Source organism: Arthrobacter rhizophilus (genome assembly GCF_026241105.1).
Classification (GTDB): Bacteria; Actinomycetota; Actinomycetes; order Actinomycetales; family Micrococcaceae; genus Arthrobacter.
This window is the reverse complement of the sequence record NZ_JAPFFT010000050.1, coordinates 1-18,717: the sequence shown is the minus strand read 5'-3', so window position 1 is coordinate 18,717 and position 18,717 is coordinate 1. Positions and strand designations below refer to the sequence as shown.

Annotated in this window: 18 protein-coding genes; 12 read left to right on the top strand and 6 right to left on the bottom strand. The window is 60.8% G+C overall.

What is annotated here, in order from left to right; translation table 11 throughout:
• The coding region (locus tag OOZ51_RS21525; protein ID WP_265981968.1) for a hypothetical protein at nucleotides 1-266 on the top strand (266 nt) is incomplete at its 5' end.
• A 54-nt stretch (nucleotides 267-320) separates the two neighbouring features.
• Here OOZ51_RS21525 and OOZ51_RS21520 read toward each other — a convergent pair.
• The 4 genes from OOZ51_RS21520 to OOZ51_RS21505 form a co-directional block, all read right to left on the bottom strand.
• The gene (locus tag OOZ51_RS21520) at nucleotides 321-515 is read right to left on the bottom strand and encodes a YegP family protein (RefSeq protein WP_265981967.1); all 195 of its coding nucleotides are present in this window, start codon (nucleotides 513-515) and stop codon (nucleotides 321-323) included.
• A 491-nt stretch (nucleotides 516-1,006) separates the two neighbouring features.
• On the bottom strand, nucleotides 1,007-1,717 hold the full coding sequence (locus OOZ51_RS21515; protein ID WP_265981966.1) for a hypothetical protein: 711 nt from the start codon (nucleotides 1,715-1,717) through the stop codon (nucleotides 1,007-1,009).
• 65 nt (nucleotides 1,718-1,782) lie between these two features.
• Nucleotides 1,783-3,033, bottom strand: a complete 1,251-nt coding sequence (locus OOZ51_RS21510) for an MFS transporter (RefSeq protein ID WP_265981964.1) — start codon at nucleotides 3,031-3,033, stop codon at nucleotides 1,783-1,785.
• A 4-nt stretch (nucleotides 3,034-3,037) separates the two neighbouring features.
• On the bottom strand, nucleotides 3,038-4,174 hold the full coding sequence (locus OOZ51_RS21505) for a radical SAM protein (RefSeq protein WP_265981963.1): 1,137 nt from the start codon (nucleotides 4,172-4,174) through the stop codon (nucleotides 3,038-3,040).
• A 402-nt stretch (nucleotides 4,175-4,576) separates the two neighbouring features.
• Here OOZ51_RS21505 and OOZ51_RS21500 point away from each other — a divergent pair, with 402 nt between their 5' ends.
• The 10 genes from OOZ51_RS21500 (at nucleotide 4,577) to OOZ51_RS21455 (ending at nucleotide 15,384) form a co-directional block, all read left to right on the top strand.
• Nucleotides 4,577-5,203 carry an ArsR/SmtB family transcription factor gene (locus OOZ51_RS21500; protein ID WP_265981961.1) on the top strand — a complete coding sequence of 209 codons (627 nt, stop codon included), beginning with the start codon at nucleotides 4,577-4,579 and terminating at the stop codon, nucleotides 5,201-5,203.
• Nucleotides 5,204-5,270: 67 nt separating this feature from the next.
• The gene (locus OOZ51_RS21495; RefSeq protein ID WP_265981959.1) at nucleotides 5,271-5,483 is read left to right on the top strand and encodes a hypothetical protein; all 213 of its coding nucleotides are present in this window, start codon (nucleotides 5,271-5,273) and stop codon (nucleotides 5,481-5,483) included.
• Nucleotides 5,484-5,746: 263 nt separating this feature from the next.
• Complete coding sequence (locus OOZ51_RS21490; RefSeq protein ID WP_265981957.1) at nucleotides 5,747-6,514, top strand: hypothetical protein; 768 nt, start codon at nucleotides 5,747-5,749, stop codon at nucleotides 6,512-6,514.
• 304 nt (nucleotides 6,515-6,818) lie between these two features.
• Nucleotides 6,819-7,358: a hypothetical protein gene (locus OOZ51_RS21485; RefSeq protein ID WP_265981956.1), complete on the top strand. Its 540-nt coding sequence runs from the start codon at nucleotides 6,819-6,821 to the stop codon at nucleotides 7,356-7,358.
• Nucleotides 7,359-7,660: 302 nt separating this feature from the next.
• On the top strand, nucleotides 7,661-10,609 hold the full coding sequence (locus OOZ51_RS21480) for a DUF7927 domain-containing protein (protein ID WP_265981955.1): 2,949 nt from the start codon (nucleotides 7,661-7,663) through the stop codon (nucleotides 10,607-10,609).
• Entirely contained in the window at nucleotides 10,606-12,075 is a 1,470-nt protein-coding gene (locus tag OOZ51_RS21475; protein WP_265981954.1) for a SpaH/EbpB family LPXTG-anchored major pilin, read from the top strand. Before OOZ51_RS21480 ends, OOZ51_RS21475 begins: the two co-directional genes overlap by 4 nt.
• Nucleotides 12,076-12,176: 101 nt before the next feature.
• Nucleotides 12,177-13,136, top strand: a complete 960-nt coding sequence (locus OOZ51_RS21470) for a class C sortase (protein ID WP_265981952.1) — start codon at nucleotides 12,177-12,179, stop codon at nucleotides 13,134-13,136.
• A gap of 193 nt (nucleotides 13,137-13,329) precedes the next feature.
• Nucleotides 13,330-14,136: a VOC family protein gene (locus OOZ51_RS21465; protein ID WP_265981951.1), complete on the top strand. Its 807-nt coding sequence runs from the start codon at nucleotides 13,330-13,332 to the stop codon at nucleotides 14,134-14,136.
• Between the two features lie 85 nt (nucleotides 14,137-14,221).
• The gene (locus OOZ51_RS21460) at nucleotides 14,222-14,542 is read left to right on the top strand and encodes a hypothetical protein (protein ID WP_265981950.1); all 321 of its coding nucleotides are present in this window, start codon (nucleotides 14,222-14,224) and stop codon (nucleotides 14,540-14,542) included.
• Nucleotides 14,543-14,628: 86 nt separating this feature from the next.
• Nucleotides 14,629-15,384, top strand: coding sequence for a hypothetical protein (locus OOZ51_RS21455; protein WP_265981949.1), 756 nt, complete (start codon nucleotides 14,629-14,631; stop codon nucleotides 15,382-15,384).
• A gap of 100 nt (nucleotides 15,385-15,484) precedes the next feature.
• Here OOZ51_RS21455 and OOZ51_RS21450 read toward each other — a convergent pair whose 3' ends face one another.
• A complete protein-coding gene (locus tag OOZ51_RS21450; protein ID WP_265981948.1) occupies nucleotides 15,485-17,047 on the bottom strand; it encodes a sigma-70 family RNA polymerase sigma factor in 1,563 nt (520 codons plus the stop codon).
• Nucleotides 17,048-17,196: 149 nt separating this feature from the next.
• Nucleotides 17,197-18,066, bottom strand: coding sequence for a DMT family transporter (locus OOZ51_RS21445; RefSeq protein ID WP_265981947.1), 870 nt, complete (start codon nucleotides 18,064-18,066; stop codon nucleotides 17,197-17,199).
• Between the two features lie 260 nt (nucleotides 18,067-18,326).
• Between OOZ51_RS21445 and OOZ51_RS22570 the strand changes: the two genes are divergently transcribed.
• Complete coding sequence (locus OOZ51_RS22570; protein ID WP_416346419.1) at nucleotides 18,327-18,602, top strand: winged helix-turn-helix transcriptional regulator; 276 nt, start codon at nucleotides 18,327-18,329, stop codon at nucleotides 18,600-18,602.
• The last annotated feature ends 115 nt before the right edge of the window (nucleotides 18,603-18,717 follow it).

The window sequence follows — 18,717 nt, the reverse complement described above, 5'->3', positions numbered from 1 at the left end:
ACATGAAAGCCGTCCCGGACCAGATCCGCCAATTCATCCCCAACGAATTCGCCTCCCTCGGCGCCGACGGCTTCGGCCTCTCCGACACCCGCCAAGCCGCCCGACGCTACTTCAAAAACGACACCCACTCCATCGTCACCAAGGCCCTGCAGTTGCTCGCGGCGAGGGGCGAGGTAGACCCGAGTGCGCCGTCGTACGCCATTGACCGCTACAAGCTCCTGGACGTCACTGCCGGCACCACCGGCGGTTCAGGAGGCGACTCCTAAGGTGCCCTAAAACTAATCGGCGGCAGTGCTCCTATGAGCACTGCCGCCGATTTCTTATTGCGCTCCGAGCGAGCGGTGATCCACCACGAATCCTGTGGCGGCACTCTCCCTGACTGCATTGATTCCGGCCACGAGGGCCGCGATATCCGGGAACTTGGGCGACACTGCCACGACCGTTCCATCGTCGGCCTTCAACCGGAAGTGGAACGATTGCTCCCCTGCTGCCAAGATTTCGAAAATGCCAGACATAGACTCTCTTTCCACCGCGGATGCGTCGTTGCATCCCTTCCGATGACCACCGACTCTCGTGAAGTCCCTAAGAGAATATCCGCCATCGGAGCGTCCCAGAAGGCCTACCCATGGGTAATATTCAACCTTTTTCGGTAGACCTATACCGGAATCAGAGGTGAACCGGAAGACACGGAGGCACCCAAGGTCTACGCCCGGCTAGCCGTGTCCCGGAACCTCGGCGCCATCACCGGCCCCGTCGCCGCAGGCATCTTCACGGCGGCCGATTCGGTCCAGCTGGCACTCATCCTGAATGCAGCAAAGCAATAGCCCTGCGGTCGGCGTCAACGTCCGTTGGACAATGACAGAACCCACGACGTAGTTGGCCTTTGACTTCGACTCGTCAACGAAAACGTGCGCACCGGGAGGGATCGGTGAACTGGCGCCCAAGACATAGGGGCGGCGCCGTCTTGTCGGGGACGCTCCCGGCCTTCGTCGGAGCTCTTCTTGAATTACGGCGCGAAGACCGACCGTCCGCGGAAGTTTGATTCACTGTGACCGTTCCTGCAACGGTACGCGACAATACCGCTTGAGTTCTTGGCACGGCTGAACAACTTCGCATAGACTCCGGGCCGGTTGTCTTCAACGCAATCAGTGCATTCGGCGAAAGGATAGGCGCGAAAGAACAACCCCGGTACTGACTTCGAAGGAATCAGCGCTTTCCGGAACGAGAATTTCCCTCGGTAGACCGGCCAATTGCGAACCCTAGCAACGCAGAACTTCCAGGATCCAACGGTTAGGAGGAAAGAAACAAATGTTGCGAGAACCAGAGGAAAGCCCGAGACGATCGTATCTCGCAACGCAAGTTCGAATGTTTGAACGTCTTTGACCGAGAACCATACATGCCAATCGATCGGTCCCACCGCTGTCAATACACTCATTGCAGCACTTACCACGGTCGCTGCGAGAGCGATGAACTTCGCTCGGGTCGAAGTCACCCAGCTCAGTTTGCGTTTTCTCAATTCGACAGTTGTTCGTTTACCGTTTTCGGTCGACGCGTGGGTGATGTAGATGTCTCGCCCTGCGATGTGGCTGTTTTCGCCGAAGGTCCGCGCCTTGGACTGGTCAATGATCGAAGTGTCCTCAATAGAGCCAGAACCATGATTTTCCACATAGTTCTTCCTATTGGAATCGATCTGATGATGGGTGTCTTCGTGGTCCAATTCTCATACTCCCGTTGGCAGTTGTACGTGTACATTCTCATTGGGCGCCGGTTCTTTTCTGACAATTAGTCACCGAGCTGGCGGACGGCTTTGATGTTTAGGGCGATTGCGGCGGTGAGGATCATGATGATTCCTCCTCCGAGGAAGGTTCCTCGGAGGAACCCTGCATCAGCGAGGGCTCCGAGCAGGACGGTTCCGACGGGCTGGAGAAGCAGCCCTCCCGTCATGAGGAGGGACATGACCCGCGATTGCATGTCTTTGGGTGCTGCCCGTTGAACGACGGAGATGTAGTACGTCATCGCTGCGGCGTTCAGGATTCCACCAGCGGCCAGGGAGGCGACCGCGCCTGCAAAAGGGACGAACGGCAGGATGGTCAGGAAAGGGGCCTGGATGATGTTTAGCCACAGAACTGCCCTGACACTGCGCAGGAATTCGTTTTTCAGGTAGGCGCTTGCTACCGATCCGATCACGGCGCCGGCTCCGTACCCGGAGAGCAGGATCCCCATGAACAGGCTTCCGCCGGACTGCTGCGCCAGCAGGGGCAGGCCCACGTAAAGCTGCCCGGCGGTGACAAGGTCGGTGACCGAATCAACGCAGAGCAGCGCAAGCAGCCATGGGGTGGCGAGTGCATATCTCAGTCCGGCCATGGTGGACGCGAGCAGACCGGCGCGCTTCTGAAGGTCAGGTAGTTGGCTTTTTGTGGTTTTGCGGGCTGTCGCGAGGACGGATGCAGAGGCGAGTGCACCGAGAAGGAAGCTGGCGCTGTTGATGGCGATCGCCGCTGCAGCGCCGAGCAGGGCGACGGCGATACCGCCCAACAGAGCCCCGAAGAGTTGCGATGAACTTGTTATCGCGCCAAATACGCTGTTTCCCTTTTCGTAATCCCTTTCCGTCAGGAGTTCCGGGGTGAGCGACCGCAGCGCGGGACTGAAGACCCCGGAAATGATGCTGCTGCAGAAACTGATGCAGACAATCGCCGGATAGCTGTACCCGGCTTGCAGAAGGACAAGAAGGGCTATGGCGCCTGAAAGGAAAAATCTTGCGAGGTCACATCCGAAGATGGTTTTCGACGCTCCGTACCGGTCTGCGATTGCCCCGCCGAAGACGGTGCCCGTGAGGGTTCCTAACAGTCCGGAGGAGGTGATGACAGAAACGCCGATGGCACCGTGCCCGCTGTTCAGCGCCCACATGGCAAGTGCGATCATCTGGAACGGGCCGGCGAACTTCGAGACTGCCTGCCCGCCCCAGGTGAAGTAGAACTGTTTCCACAGGGAGACCTCGACTCCCGCGTGTTCGGCAACCTCGGCGGTCGACATGGGTTTATGCCGCCGCTTCCTGGCGGCGCTTGTCCAACACGGTCTCTATGTGCTCGAACAGGCCATAGAGCGTTTCGCAGTGCACGGTCTTGCGCGAGAACCCGTCCTTTTCCGAGTAGCGGGTACTGATGCGCCCTCCGCCGCAGATGTCCAGAAACTTACAGCCGGAACATTCTTCCGGAACGAGCAGTTGCTGGTCCCGGCAGAGTTGGAAGAACTCATGATTGTAAAGATCATCGAAGGAATCGCGGTAGATGCTGAGCCCGAGCTCAGTCATCCCGTCGGCGCACGCCCGGAAGTTGTCTGTCGGCTGCATGGAACCATCCGTTTCGAGGACCGCAACGTTGACCGGCGCGAAGCCGAACTGGTCGCTGTAGCTCGGAAGTCCGGCGACGGCCCGGATGGCGTCCTGGAAGAACCGGATACTTACTTCGGCGTTGTCCTCCTGGATCCACGCATCGAAAATATCGATCGCCAGGTCCTTGTGCGCGTAGCCATCAGGCGGGGCCTCCAGAGGCTGGACGTAGTTGGCCTCCGGGAGGACAAGGTTGATGGTTTTCACGCCCAGGCCACGAAGGTGCTCGTAGATCACACTTCCGTTTTCGAAGGGGTTCAAGACGCTGATGGTTCCGACCTTCAGGCCTTTGTCACCGAATTTTTGTGCAGTCTTCAGCCCTCTGATGACTCTGTCGTAGGAGCCTCTTCCGGCCAGATCGACTCTGGCCGAATCGTGTACCTTACGGGTACCGTCCAGACTAATGCCGACTTTGACCAAGAATCTGGCCAGCAGCTCGGCCCACTCGTCGTTGAGCGTGACGCCGTTGGTTGTTATCTTTCGGTGCGTGGTGATGCCTGCAGCGTCGATCTTGTCGAACTGCGACATCATCCACACATAGTCGTTCTTGGGCTGAAGAAGTGGTTCGCCCCCGTGAAGAGTCAGATGAATGTCGGAGATTCCGTTGGCCAGGCAGTGCTCAATGATTTTGGGAACTGCGTGATCGACGGTCTTGCGCGGCATGAAGCGAGGCCGGTTTTCGAACGAGCTATCCTGCCCGTGGTAGAAGTAGCAGTACGAGCAGTTCAAATTGCACCACTCCACTGTCTTGATGATGAATGTGTCGATTCCGCTGCCTGCACCCATGGATTTCACCTTGCTAGTTGGATGTCCGGCCCGGGCGGAAGACTCTTCGACTCCCCCGCCGAGGCCGGACTAGGACTACTGCCGTGGAGGATTACTCGCTTGAGAACGCCCAGGCGGTGATCTTGTCGTTGGACTCGCCGAGTGCCTTGGTGATGATTTCCATGTGATGCTCCGTTTCTTCATTGATTTTGATGACTCGCCGAGGCCAGCCGCTTTGGTACCGGCATCTGACCCGGACCCAGGACAGCGCCCCGGGTCCGGGTCATCCTTCATCGCATTCCGGCCACGAGTGGCCGCCTCCAAATCCAGCATCGACGATGCCTGCAAACAAATATTTGCATAGATTCCTTTGCAAGCCAAGCTTTGCAAAGGAATCTACTTTGGAATGGTAAGTTGTGTCTCATGGACGTCTCTGGCATGGATCAAGAAAGCTTTGTCGCTGGCCAGCGACAGAGCCGGATCATGGGTTCGGCTTCCCTGAAAGCCCTCGCGCACCCGCTAAGAATCGAGATTCTCGAAGTGCTCACCGTCCAGGGATCCCAGAATTCCTCCAGCCTGGCAGCAATCCTCGGCGAGTCCAGCGGCGTAACGAGCTACCATCTTCGTCAACTTGCCAAGCACGGATTCGTGCACGAAATCGAGGGCAAGGGATCCACTAGGGAGCGGTGGTGGGAGCGTTCCCGGGGCTCGGTGGGGTTGGATACAAGCGAAAGTTCCGAGACGCCGGCCGACGACGAGACTGTCCGGATGGTCGCCAAAGAATTCGCACAGCGACGCACAGAAGCCCTGATGGACTTCCTCGACAATGCCTGGCAGGTCACCGAAGGCGAGTGGAAGGATGCCGGGGTCATCACCACCTTCAACCTGCGGATGACACCGGTGCAACTGGAAAGCCTTGCAACAAGAGTCCGGGACCAGATCGCAGGTCTGGCTGCGGAACTGGACGAAGAAGGCGAGCAGGAAGGCTCCCGCCCGGTCCAAATACATTTCAACGCCTTCCCGTTGCTCCCCAGTCAGCAATCCGCATAGCACTGGACCCGGAGCCCGAAGCGTTGCTGTCTGCCGGTTCCTTGTTGTTGGGCACTGATCGCACAAAATGAGCAAGAGCCGCCGAAATTCAATAGCGCTGTCTCATAACGCCGATGAGACGGCGAGGCTCATCCTCGGCGCCAAAACCGAGTCACTCCGTCACGATGTGGTCTATGACAATGTTCATATGATCATGTACGAGGCGAAGCGCGAGGCTTGGATTGCAAGCATCGACGCGGTCGCCGGACATAACCACGACGATTGTGCAGTTTCGGACTAGCCATCCGATCACCAGCCCCAGCGAGTCGGTCCCCGGGTTAGTACGACAAGCACCCGCCAAGGAGGAAGAGCAGCTTTCGTTCCTTCCTTTAGCGGCTCCCTGTCCAGGGCGCACGGTGGACTGCCTCAACAAGGACACCGTGACCAGATAACCCTCGAAGAGCCGACTGTCGAGCGCACCGGTTTGACTTGACTAGTTGCCCTCGTCGCAGATATTTCGCGGCACTTGCAACATGAATCGTCTGCACGCGCCACAAGGTAGGCATGAAGATTCAAACAGTGCCTTCCGTGACCGTTGAGAATGGCATGTGGCAGCTTCTGGACCGGTGGCGGGACCAGAGCCTGCGCGATGGCTGGCGGTATGTCCGGGACTGGTTCGTACCGGAAGTCGAAGGCATGGCCTTCTCGGTGATGGACGGGATTTCCTCTCATGGTGCAGCCCGACATCTGGGCGCATCGCGTTCCTTCCACGGCGTGGGCATCGCTGAAACGATGACCGATCTGCGGTCCCTCTTCACAGCTGCCGGACAACCGGTCGATCAAGGCGCAGTGCAGGAAATCGCGGTCGGATGGGCAGAGGCCAGAGAGCAAGACCAACAGCCTTCGTCCTGCACGGATGTCACAACGGGCCTGGCAACCACAGCCCATTTCGAACGCGCATTTCAAGACGCGCGTCGGACGGCGAACGGGCCCGACAAGTTCATCTTGGGGGCTTTCCTTTTTCCTCTCATGGACAAACAACTGAAAGACTCCTGGACCCTGTCCGTGGAAGTGGGTCGAATCTGCGCCCAGGAATTCACCGGCGAATCAGCGATACAGGTGTACCGCCATGACAGGGTGGACTTCCTCATCCAGGGTTCAACAGGGAATCTTGCCGATGCGCTGAGGTGCAAGAGGCGCCTTGAAGCGCTCCGTAACGGGGCCCTCGGCCCCTGCAACCTCCGGTACCAGCCGATCCCGTCAACCGATGCCGAAGCCATGAGCCTCATGGCGCAGCTCCGAGGGATCCCGGTAAGGCCGCAGTCGCGATGACCTGCCACGAAAGTCCGGCAAATCTGTTCACTTCAACCACGGGACCGGCCCGACGCGCTAGCGAGGGCTCGCTAAGGGTCGTTGCCATCATCGATGCCGTTCTCAGCCTGCCGGGCCACAACACCGCCAGTGAACGGGACACCGCCACCGGCACACGGCGGTTCACCTCATCGATGGTCACCATCCCGGAACCGATGGCACCTCCCGGCAAAGACGCCACCGGCCAAGCACCCGTCCGCGGACGCCGCCGAGCAGAAACGCCGAGAGCCCGATGGCTGAACACACTTTTCCCAAGGAGGTCCTAATGCGGCAGATCCCAGGCAACCCGGCCAAACAAATTGAACGGCAGCCCCATGAAAGACACACGATGGTCGATTCCGCCCTCCCCACGGGCCGCCTTAAGCCCCCCTTCCCTGGAACGGGGCATCCATCGGATCCCAGGGCGCCGGGCGCCTTCTCTGCGTGCCCGCTGCCCGGCGCCGGGGTGCGCTTGGTTCACTACGCAAACAAGGCCAGCGCGGCTCCTCACGAAACCTTGGCCTACTCCGCCTGGATCATCAATGATTCAGGGGAAGAGCTCACCAATGCCACCCTTGTCCTGCGGTCCTTCACCAACGCAGGAATGGAAGAACTGCACTACACGACTGCCCCATCCGCCTTGAGTGTCGGCCCGGTACCCGCCGGAGGGGAAACCGAGCTGGTCTTCACGTATGTCGTCACTGAAAACGATCAAAGCCATGCGGGAGAGCTCGTCAGTGCCATGGCTGTCCAGGCGGTCACCGTCACCGGGACGAAACTCTGGGACGAACACGATGCCATCACGCCCATTTCCTTGCCTTCATAGCCCTTGAATTCACCCCGGTCCCGCTCAGGTTGTACAAGGCAGTTCGGCCGCCGTAGACCTTCCGGCCAGGAGCGATGCGGCCCTGCCGCGCCGTTTTGCGTATTTACATGGCTGATCTCAGGTGCCCCTGAAAAAAATTTGAGAGTTTCCTACCGGAATCGCCGTCACGTTCTTCCGGATACCGATACATACCTGTCAGATGCAAAGTTCCGGGCGTGGGCCTGGTCGTTACTACTAGTGAGGTGTCCGGTGATATTGAACAAATTCACCACAGCAAGGCCTGGGATCAGGGGCGGTTCCTGATGACCGCCAAGAGTTTCCCTTGGGTCTTCACGAAGGCCTCAGCCGGGCTGCCCCCGAAGACACACCGCTCTCTGCCAGCGCTGATCCTGCACCTTGCCATTGTCTTGGTCCTTCTGCTTCAGCTCGTGGCGATGCCGGCGGCTGCGAACGCCGCCGGGTCCCCGCGGAGTATGGCCGGGCAGTCTGTGCCGGCGAATACCGGAATGGCGTTACCAACGGCGTTGACTGTGTCCCAGGTGTGTTCACCCAACGTCTTCTACGCGATCGGTAGATCCGGGGGGATATACCGATCGCACGTAAATGCCAGCAACAACCCGGTGCTCGACTACCAAATGGCAAACACCAATACTCCTCTCAACAATGCAAATTCGCTGGGTGTCAGCGCCCAGACGGGAATCCTTTATTACGTCGATAAGTTCACCAACGGCGCCACGGGCCCTTCATCGGTCAACATCTACTCCTACGATGCCACCGCGACCAGTCCCGCACCTGTTCTCCTCAAGACCAACGTCGACACCTCAGTCATCACTGACGGCATAGTTGCCGGTGCGGTCAACCCGGTCGACGGCGCATACTACTTCGGCGGCTACGCAGACATCCCCGTGGCCGGGAGCAATCCGCCGCAATGGACCGTCACCCTGTACATCTGGCGCTACGATCCGGCAACCGGGGCCGTGGCCCTGGTCGTCAACGGCCTTCAGGTCTCCTCCTCCGCCTACCTGGGCTACAACTTCAACAACACCACGCAATCCTGGGACCCGGTCCCGGCCAACCGCAATGGCGACTTTGCCTTTGACAGCCAGGGAAACCTTTACGCCATCCTTTCCCAGGTCGACAACGCACAGACGCAATATCCCGGAAGCGTCCAGATCTTCACCATCACCGGGGTGGGCGCCACTCCGGGCGGCACGGTGGCCAATGCCACCGGCAGCATCCTGATCGGCAACTCAACCAACGATCCCGGTTACAACGGCATCGCCTTCGATTCCAACGGCTCGCTCATCATTGAGTCGAACAACAGCGGTACGAGCACCAACGTCACTGTCTACGACCCCAACACCTTCCAGCCCTTAGGGACCAGGACAGCACTGGGCTACGGCAGCGGCACCGACCTGGCCTCATGCCAGCCAGCGCCACCCCACGTGAAATTACAGAAGGAAATCGTCGGGGGCAGGGTCAGCGCCAGCGATCAGTTCAACCTGTCCATCAAACGTGGTGACACCGCCGGCAACGGAGCCGTCCTGGGAACCACCACCACCAATGGCAGCGCATCAGGACTCCAGAGCCGCCAGGTGGGCCCCGCCGCCGTGCTCGCACAAGTGAGCGGGGTCTACTACACGTTCTCCGAGAGCCAGACCACGGCCACCGGCGGATACACCACAACATGGAAATGCTGGAACACCCCGGACCTCACCGCCGCACCATTCCTGAGCGGCACCGGGACCTCATTCAACGTCAACAGCACAAACATTCCGGTTTCCTCGGGCACCGTCTCAACCGAAGTCACCTGCCGATTCGTCAACACAGCTCTCCTGCCCAACCTGGTGGCCTCCAAGAGCGTGGATCCTGCGGCTGGAACCATGGTCCAGCCCGGACAGGTCCTGACGTACTCGCTGACCTTCGACAACACAACCGGCACCGCCCCGGCCACCGTCAGCTACACCGACTGGCTCGGGAACGTCCTGGACGCCTCGACCTTCGTGGCCAATTCCATCACGACGACCACCACGAGCGGGACTCCCCTGGTTGTCACCAACAACTCGGGTGCGGCAACGAAGACCCTGGGCATCACGGGCACGGTGGCCGCAGGTGCGAAAAGCGTGGTCACCTATCAGGTGAAAGTCAACAACGCCGGCAACCTGGGCGATGCTTCGCTCGAGAACTACCTGACCCCCTCGACCATCGTTACTCCCCCGACTTCCTGCCCCGCCGGCAGCACCACCTGCACGGTCAATCCCGTGGGCGTGTGGACGCTGGGCAAGACCGCGTCCCCCGCTTCGGGAACCTCCATCAACCCGGGCGACCCGGCGGCGAGCAGGGTGATCACCTATACGGTGACGGCAAGTAACTCAACCGTCAACCCGATCACCGGTGTCATCGTCACCGATGACCTGAGCCAGGTGCTGAACAACGCCACGTTCACTGCCGGTTCAGCGAAGCTGACCATCAATGGCGGCGCCCCCGTCGCGGTTCCGGATCCTGGCGCCGGCAGCAAGCTCGTCACTCCCTCATTCATTCTGCCCGGCAACGGCACGGCGGTTTTGACCTACTCGGTGACGGTCAACTCCAATGCGTGGCTGGTCGCCCTCAAGAACGGGGCAACCGGCAATGGGGTCGTCCCGCCGGCACGATGCGTCACGGGCAGCGCGGCGCCGCTTGATCCTGCGTGTTTCACCACGAACCCCACCACGGGCCACCTGTTCCTGCAAAAGGCAGGGCCCGGTCCAACCCAAGGTTCCACCATCCCGCTGACCGGCTCGACCTTTGAGATCCACAATGATGCCGCCGGGCAAATGGGCACCACGGTGATCGGGGTGAGCAGTGCCGTGTCCGGGTCGCCCGGACTGGTCGAGGTCAGGAACCTGCTTCCAGGGACGTACTGGCTGCTCGAGACCAAGGCCCCGAACGGCTACTCGCTCCTGGCTACTCCCGTGAAGTTCACTGTTGGGGCCAACGGCAGCATCACTTTGGACGCTGCCACTGCTGGCACATCAGTGACGGCAAACGGACTGACCATCACCGTCCTGGACATGGCGGCCGTCAAGCTTCCAGCCGCCGGCGGACCAGGCAACGCCGGCCTCTTCGGAGGCGCCCTTCTCGGGATCCTCCTCCTCATGACTTCGCTCGCCCTCATCATGACCAGGCGGGCGGACAATACCCCACAAACCCAGATTGCTGAGCGCAGCTCCGTGCATCTCCCTGGGGACAACAAGAAAGGAAAACGATGAAATCATCGAAGGTGAGGCGCAGAATAGTAGCTTCCCTAGCGGCAATTGCCTCAGCAGCAATGCTTGCCCTCGGGGCAGGGGGCGCGCACGCGGCGAACATCGCCAACATCGATCCGTCCAAGACGGCAACGCTGACCATCCACAAGTACCAGCAGCCGGCCACGCCGACCAACCTGCCCAACAACGGAACGGCACTCACCCCTGCCCAGCTAGCGGGCCTGACGCCCATGGCTGGAGTCACGTTCACCGTTCAGAAGGTCAACAACATTGACCTGACGACCAACGCGGGCTGGACTGCCGCGGCGGCCCTGACACCGGCCCAGGCCGCCGCGCAGGCGGCCACCCCGGGCACCGCGGTCACGACTGACGCGGCCGGAACAGCCGCCCTGGGGAACCTTCCCCTGGGCCTGTACCTGGTGACGGAGACCGGCTACCCAGCCGGCGTCACTCCTTCGGCTCCGTTCCTGGTCACGCTTCCCATGACGGACCCCTTGAACGAGAACAACTGGATGTACAACGTCAACGTCTACCCCAAGAACGCGGTGACCGGCGCCACGAAGACCGTTACGGACGCCCCGGCCATCAAGCTTGGTGACAACGTGCAGTGGACCATCACCGGCGACATCCCCAATGTCAACCCGATTGATGGCTACCGGATCGTGGATCAGCTCGACCCGAAACTGACGTACACAAACTCGTCGGTAGCGCTCTCCAACGGCGCCACACTGACGTTGAACACGGACTACACCATCGCGTTCAACGCGGCCACGAACACCGTCACGGTCGACTTCACCGCCAGCGGCCGGACCATCCTTGCCGCCAACCCCACGGCCAAAGTCGTCGTGACTGTGAACACCACCGTGAACACGGTCGGCCAGATCTCAAACACGGCCCTCGTCTACCCGAATGCGGCCAGCTTCACCATCACTCCGGGCCAGCCCGGCGGTCCGGTCGTCACTCCACCGGTGGTTACCAAGTGGGGCGACATCGTCCTTCACAAGCAGGACTCCAAGACCTCCGCTAGCCTCGCCGGCGCCACGTTCTCGGTCTACCCGACCCAAGCTGACGCCCTGGCCGGCACCAACGCGATCACCATCGCCGGTGTCAGCTCCTGGACCACCGATGCCAGCGGCAATCTGGTGATCTCCGGACTGCGCTACTCCAACTGGGCCAACGGGGTTGCGGTAAGCCCTGGCCAGCCCGGCTACCAGTCGTACTGGCTGGTCGAGACCAAGGCCCCGGCCGGCTACGAACTCCTCGCCCAGCCGGTCCAGACCACGGTCACCAGCTCGGACCCGACGGTCGTCACCGTGACGATCAACAACGTCCTGCACAACGCCGGATTCCAGCTGCCCCTCACCGGTGGTGTGGGAACCTGGGCCCTGACCGCCGGCGGGATTCTTGTGCTGGCAGGTGCCGGTCTCTTCATGGTCACCGGCCGTCGGAAGCGCAACGAGGCAAAGTAACCATCCCTCGGTGACCTGTGTCCCGTGATGCAAGGTGTGGGGCATCCGCCAACCTGGTGGATGCCCCACACCTCTCCCGTCAATCAAAGCAAGAGGCTCCAATGACTCAAACCCTCGAAGAATTCATGGAGGGTTCCGAACCCGGCCCGAAAGACCCCAATCGTCGCCGCAGAACCAGGAGACCGGCAGCCGGGCGCAACGGCATCCGATCCGGTCCTGCCGACCGGAGGTTCGTGACGATGATGATCATCGCGGCCATCGGGCTGGGCCTGATCCTCTACCCACAGGCAGCGGACTGGTTCAGCTCGATATCCCACAACAGCCAGCTCTCCGGATACGCCCAGGAAGTCGGCCAGCTCGAGCCTTCGGCCCGGACGAAAGTGCTGGACCGCGCACGCGAATACAACTCCCGCATTCCCCCAGGGCAGCTACGCGACCCCTACTCCGCACAAACTCCCACCCCGGCCGTGGAAGGCCAGCTTCGGGACTACCAGAGCCAGTTGAACGTGGCCAACGACGACGTGATTGGCAGACTCCGATACCTCTCACTAAACATCGACCTGCCTATCTTCCACGGAACCAGCGACGACGTCCTGGCCAAGGGAGTTGGCCATCTCTACGGATCCTCCCTTCCTGTAGGAGGCCCCGGCACACACAGCGTCCTGACGTCGCACTCGGGAATCCCCAACGCCGAACTCTTCAACCCCCTCCACAGCGCCAAAACAGGCGACATCTTCTCCACCGAAGTCATGGACCACACGTTTCTGTACAAGGTCAACAAGATCGAAGTCGTGAAACCGGACGACATCTCATCCCTCAAGGTCACCGCAGGCGAGGATTCCATCACCCTGATCACCTGCACCCCCATCGGAGTGAACTCACACCGACTCCTCGTCCACGCCTCCCGAATCGCAGACATCCCCAAAGACGCCCCCGAACAAAAAACCCTCGCAGGACGCCAAACCAACACGGGATTCCCCTTCTGGGCCATCTACTTCATCGGCGGCCTGCTCGTCTTCTACCTGGTCGCCACCGCCCGGAACCGCCAGCGAAACCGATGACCCCTTGGAATCCCGGTAAGGACGGGAAAGGACCGTGATCCGTGCTTGGCAAGTAGCGGCGACTCGGCACGCAAGCCAGGGGCTGGCGCCGCGAAAATGCGGTGCCCTTTTCGCGGCACAAACGGCGAATAGGCACCACTTTGAGTATGCCAAGCAAACCAGCCGCACCACGCTGCATACTCAAAGGAGCATCATGCCTGTTCGCAACGAAAAATGGCCCGAGGGAACCCCGAACTGGGTGGACGCCCAAGTGGATGACGTCAAAGCCGCCGCAGACTTCTATGCCCGCTTGTTCGGCTGGGATATCCAGGATGCCGGCCCGGAAGCGGGCGGCTACCACATGGCCTTTCTGGGCGGTTCGCCCGTAGCCGGCGTCGGCCCCAAACCCGAGAACGCCGGCCCCCTGCCGTCCGTGTGGAACACCTATCTCGCGGTCGACGACGCCGACGCCACCGCAGCGAAGATCACCGAAGCTGGCGGTCAACTCATGATGCCGCCATTCGACGTCATGGACCAGGGACGCATGACCGTGGCCCTCGATGCGGCAGGGGCCGTCTTCGGCATCTGGCAGTCAACCGGCCACAATGGCATCGGCCGTTACAACGAACCCGGGGCCGTGTGCTGGAATGAGCTTCACACCCGCGGCTACGAGCCCGCGCGTGAGTTCTACGCCAGCGTCTTCGGCTTCAGCTATACGGACATCGGAGAGGGCTCGGAGTTTGTCTACTCCACCGTCGAGCGTCCCAAGGACGGCCAGACCGTGGGCGGAATCTCGCACGACACCAACCTCCCGGATGGCGTTCCGAGCTACTGGCTGACGTGGTTCCAGGTCGAGGACCCGGACGCGACCCTGGAGGCTGCTGCAGCGCTCGGCGCGGCCACGATCTTCCCGCCCACGGACAGCCCCTTCGGCCGGATGGCCATCCTCCGGGGCCCGCAGGGCGAAACCTTCGGAATCATCAACCCGCCGGCTGAGGCCGGCAACACACAGGAACCATAGAAAACGGCGGCTGCGAACAAGGTTCGCAGCCGCCAAACCGTGTTTGCCAGGTCACAGATCGGACCGGCAGCTTGAGAGGAGAACAATGAGCTTGAATGCGATCGCGGCCTCGGCATTGAGCCTGTCGATCTCTGAAACCGAGGGCATCCACATCATGGTCATGGCAGCGCTGATTACGGTGTCAGGTGCCCTGGCTGTGACCGGAGTCGTCTTTGTGTTGCTGACCGCTCCGCTCGTAGCGGTGGTTTTCCGGCGCCAGCGCACCACTCACCACCCCGGTTCCAGCCAGGAGAACCGCCACCTGCAACCACGCCTGCTGGTCCGGGAAGGACAGCACAACACCAAAGCCGCGATCATCCCGACGCGAGAGCCGCCGTCGTTCTCCTCAAACGGTGAGGCGTCCTGAACCTGCCGATAATCGATGATTCTCGCATCCCGCAATGACGGAATCGGGTTCCCGACACGAATGGTCCCCGGCTGGCACTCATAAGTATGAAGATCCAAAAATCGGCTCCGCTGCCGACCAACAGCGGCGCCTGGAAGCTACTGCTTCGGTGGCGGGAGCAAAGTCTCAAAGACGGTTGGCGTGTTGCCGGAGACTGGTTCGTACCTGAGGTTTCACCTCTGGCAAGTTCTCTGCTCGTCGGCCTGCCGTGTGCAGAACACGCCAGGAGATTGGGAATCAGTCGGTCGCACCGAGGGGTCGGTCTGGCGGAGAGCATGACGGATTTGCGGTCGCTGTTTGCCATCTCGGGCCATCCGGTCGATGGTGACGCCCTCCAGGAACTCGCTGTCGGATGGGTTGAAGCAAGCGAGGAGGCTCAACCACTTTCCTGTACTGATGTCACGACTGGTTTGGCGACATCGGCTCACTTCGAACGTATGCTCCATGACCTCTGCCTTGCGGGAGCGGAAGAATCCTCGCGATATGTGTTGGGGACAATCCGGGTGTCGCTGTTGATCAGAGGCATCAAAGCGGAGTGGACTGTGTTGGCTGATCTAGGCCAGGCCTGCCTCGAAGAGTTCAACGACCACAGTTTCCCCGCGGCCTACATTCGCGGTGCCGTGCGATTCCTCATGCCGCGCTCGCCGAAGAACTTCGCTGACGCGCTCCGCTGCAGGCGCCGGCTGGAAACCCTTGGAAACGGATTGCTGGGACCATGCCGACTTAACTACCGGAACGTTCCGACGACACCGACAGAAGCGGCGCGGCTCCTCTCGGAACTAAAAAACGTCCCAACGCCATAGATCGCGCCCGCCCTGCAGGCTTGACCGCCGCGATGGGCCGACCCACCCACTGCGGGAATTGCGAATCGACGAGCCGGAAATCTTGGCAGGCTGACTCATTTCAGAATCCATACGTGTATGAGTTGGTTTCGATGGCTGGACCGTTGAGGCTGTATTGAAGCACGTGACCGTGGCCGCTGTTTGTGGTTTTGACCGTGAAATGGAACTCTGCGGTTCCGCCCTTGAGGACGTCGGTAGTGCATGTGAGTGCGCCGAGATGTCCTGCGTTAGCGTTAACGAGGCAGGTCCATCCTGAAGGGGCGATTACGGATGCAGGATCTACCGAGGCGTGTTTCGATAATGAGAAGGCTGCGGTTGCAGAGCCGAGATCCGCGCCGCCGGTGATCGAAAAAACAACGCCCATGCTCCGGGTCCTGGGATCGCCGTTAACATCCGACGTGTAGGCACTGCCCTGGACGCCTGCGGTCTGTATCGAATCAGAGACGATGCCCGGTTCAGGCCCAGGCGGCGGGGCCTTGGCCGGCGACGGAACTGGGGTGGGCTGTGGGACCGGGTCCGGCGCAGTTTCGAAAGGCCGGGAAGGCGAGGGCCCGGAGGGCGGGACGGGGCTGGAGGGCTGTTGAGCCGCCGGCGTTACCGAGGTCTGGGGCCGTGATGGAGCAGGCGCAGGCAACACCGGCCCTGAGGGCATGTCGTTACGTGAGGTCCCGCCACCAAGCGCGTCAAGCTGGTCCTGCGTAGTCAGATTCGCCGAGTCACTGACCCCGCCAAACATGATCGTTGCCACAAGAGCACCAGCGGCCGTCATCACCACGGGGTTGACCAGGGCCGTCCCGGTTGAGGTTCCCTGGAGTACTCCGGCTGCTCCGAGTTCCTTGGACCTGTCGTCCCAGGCCGCCAATGGGATGCCTGTGACCAACGGCAACAGCACGGCCCGCATGGTTCCGCGAACGTCCTCAAGTTCGAGCAGGACCGCTGTGCACGCCGCGCAGCCATCCAAATGGCTGCGGACACCAGAGGCGTTCTTTTTGGAAAGCCCGCCACGAAGATAGGCCCCCAGCTGGGACCTGAACTCCGCGCAGCCTGCGCGCTCCGGGTCATTGATATGGGACTGCAGGTACTGGCGGCGCAATCCCTCACGGGCCCGTACGCCGAGCGCGGAAACGGCGTTGGGAGAGAGCCCCATGATCGGGGCGACCGCTGCCGGCTTCATCCCTTCCACGTCCAGATACCAAAGCACCGACTGCCACCGTTCAGGCAGCGCGCGATAGGCGCGCGCGACGGTCCGCGATTCAAACGCGCGAATGACCGGGTCCTCCTCCACCACATCGTGGTCGAAGTTCGCTTCTATGTCTGCCGGGGTGGTTCGGCGTGCCTTTCTGTTGGTGTGGTGGGCGAGCCTGGTGACGGCGGAGAGCAAATATGCGCGGAAAAACTCCCGGGGACCACCGCCGGATTTGAGACTTTGAAGCACGGCCTGGAATGCTTCCGCGACGACGTCGTCCGCGTCACTTGGGTTATCGACGTTCCTCCGTGCCACAGAGGATGCGATGGATACATGCCTCGTGTAGAGCCCTTCGTATGCTTCCGCGTTCCCGGCGCGAACCATCGCGATGAGCTCACGGTCACTGGCGACCGCAGCTGCCCGAAACCTACCTGCCATGACTTCCCCTAGAGCTTCAGAATTCTTGGCCATATGTGTTGTGTGGCCTACGGACGCGATAAATGACGCCTAACCAGGAACTTCCCCGCAAATTGAGCAGGTGGATGCCGGGAACCCAGTGCCGCTGCACTCCTGGCTGATGATCGTGTTCAGCCATGTGCCAGCTTCTTCGGTCTGGTCATGATGAGAATGTTGGGGATGATGATCAGGGCGGCGCCGATGAGTGTTTCCAGGGAGGGCGGGGCGGTAAAGAGAAACGCGCTGATCAACGCCGACCAGACAAAAAGAAGATAGTTGTAAGGCTGCAGCGATTGTGCAGTGGCCCGTGAGTAGGCCTGGATCAGCAATATTTGGCCGGCCGCTGCTGCCACGGCTGCCAGCACGAGCATCGTTCCATCGCCGGGAGCCACATCGGTCATGGAAGGCGTCTGAACAACAAACAACACCCCGGAGAGCAAAGCACCGATCAAGGTCATGTAGGCAAACGAGGTTTGAGGGGTATCGGTGTCACTCACCCTCCGGGTCAAGGTCCCATACGACGCATACAACACGGCGGATACGAGAGCGAACACCAGCCCGAACACGGTCGACTCACCGCTCGGCCGAAGAATAAGGACGACCCCGACCAGGCTCAAACCCACCGCAAGCCAGGTCATCCATTCAACCCGTTCCGCCAGGAACAAGCGCGCGAAGACCACCCCGATGACCGGCGAGAGCGCGAAAACCGCATTGCTGTCGGCCAGCGTGGCGTAGGTCAAAGCAACCACGAACGTGACAGTCTCCACGAACATGATCACTGATCGCATCGCCTGCAGATACGGATGCCGGGTCCGCAACACGGGTAGCCCCCGCCAAGACCGCCGCCAAAAACAGATCAGGACAATGAACGCCAAGTAGCGGACCCCGATGATCAGGCTGAGCGAAACCTCACTCGACAAACCTTTGCGCAGCCCGTCCAGTGCCGCGATTGCCACTGTCGCGGCAACCATCAACCAGATACCTGCCTTCGATTCCTTCATCAAACGAGTGAACCAAGGCAACATCCCCCGTGTCCGGGCCTCAAACAAAACGTGGTCTGACAGCCCAGACAGCGGCATCCGATGCATAGGGCAGCAGCCTGAGTCCGCCGGTTCAAAGGCTCCGCAGACGTCGGTCGCGGAACCGCGACATGTTTCACCGGGAGGCAGCACTTGTATGTCGGGAGGTTCCACGATATCCGGCGCATCCTGTGCCCGGAGCAGATCCCGTTTCGTACACGTTGAAGCATTGAGAGGCAGACATGTCTACAATCCCCTACGCCACAACGGACGCGGCACTCCCGTCCGGGGCTCCTACCGGTTCCTCTACAGCGCGCTCTTTGATACTCGACTATTTATTCAAGAATGGCGCCAGTAGAGTGGCCGATATCTGCCATGCCGTGAGGTTGTCCAGAAGCACGGTCCATGGACACCTTCTCAGGCTGGAATCAGCAGGGACCGTCCGCTCGAACATTCCACCCGGGGCCAGGGCCCGCTTTACACCCTACTTCTCCCTTAGCCCGGGCCATGCCCGCTGATCAGCAGAGACGCTCGGGCGCATAAGTCTGGGGACCATGGGTAGTGAGAGGCTCCTCGGTTGTGAACATCGACGGGAAAGAAGAAGCGTGCGGCCAGGTCCGGACCTGGCCGCAC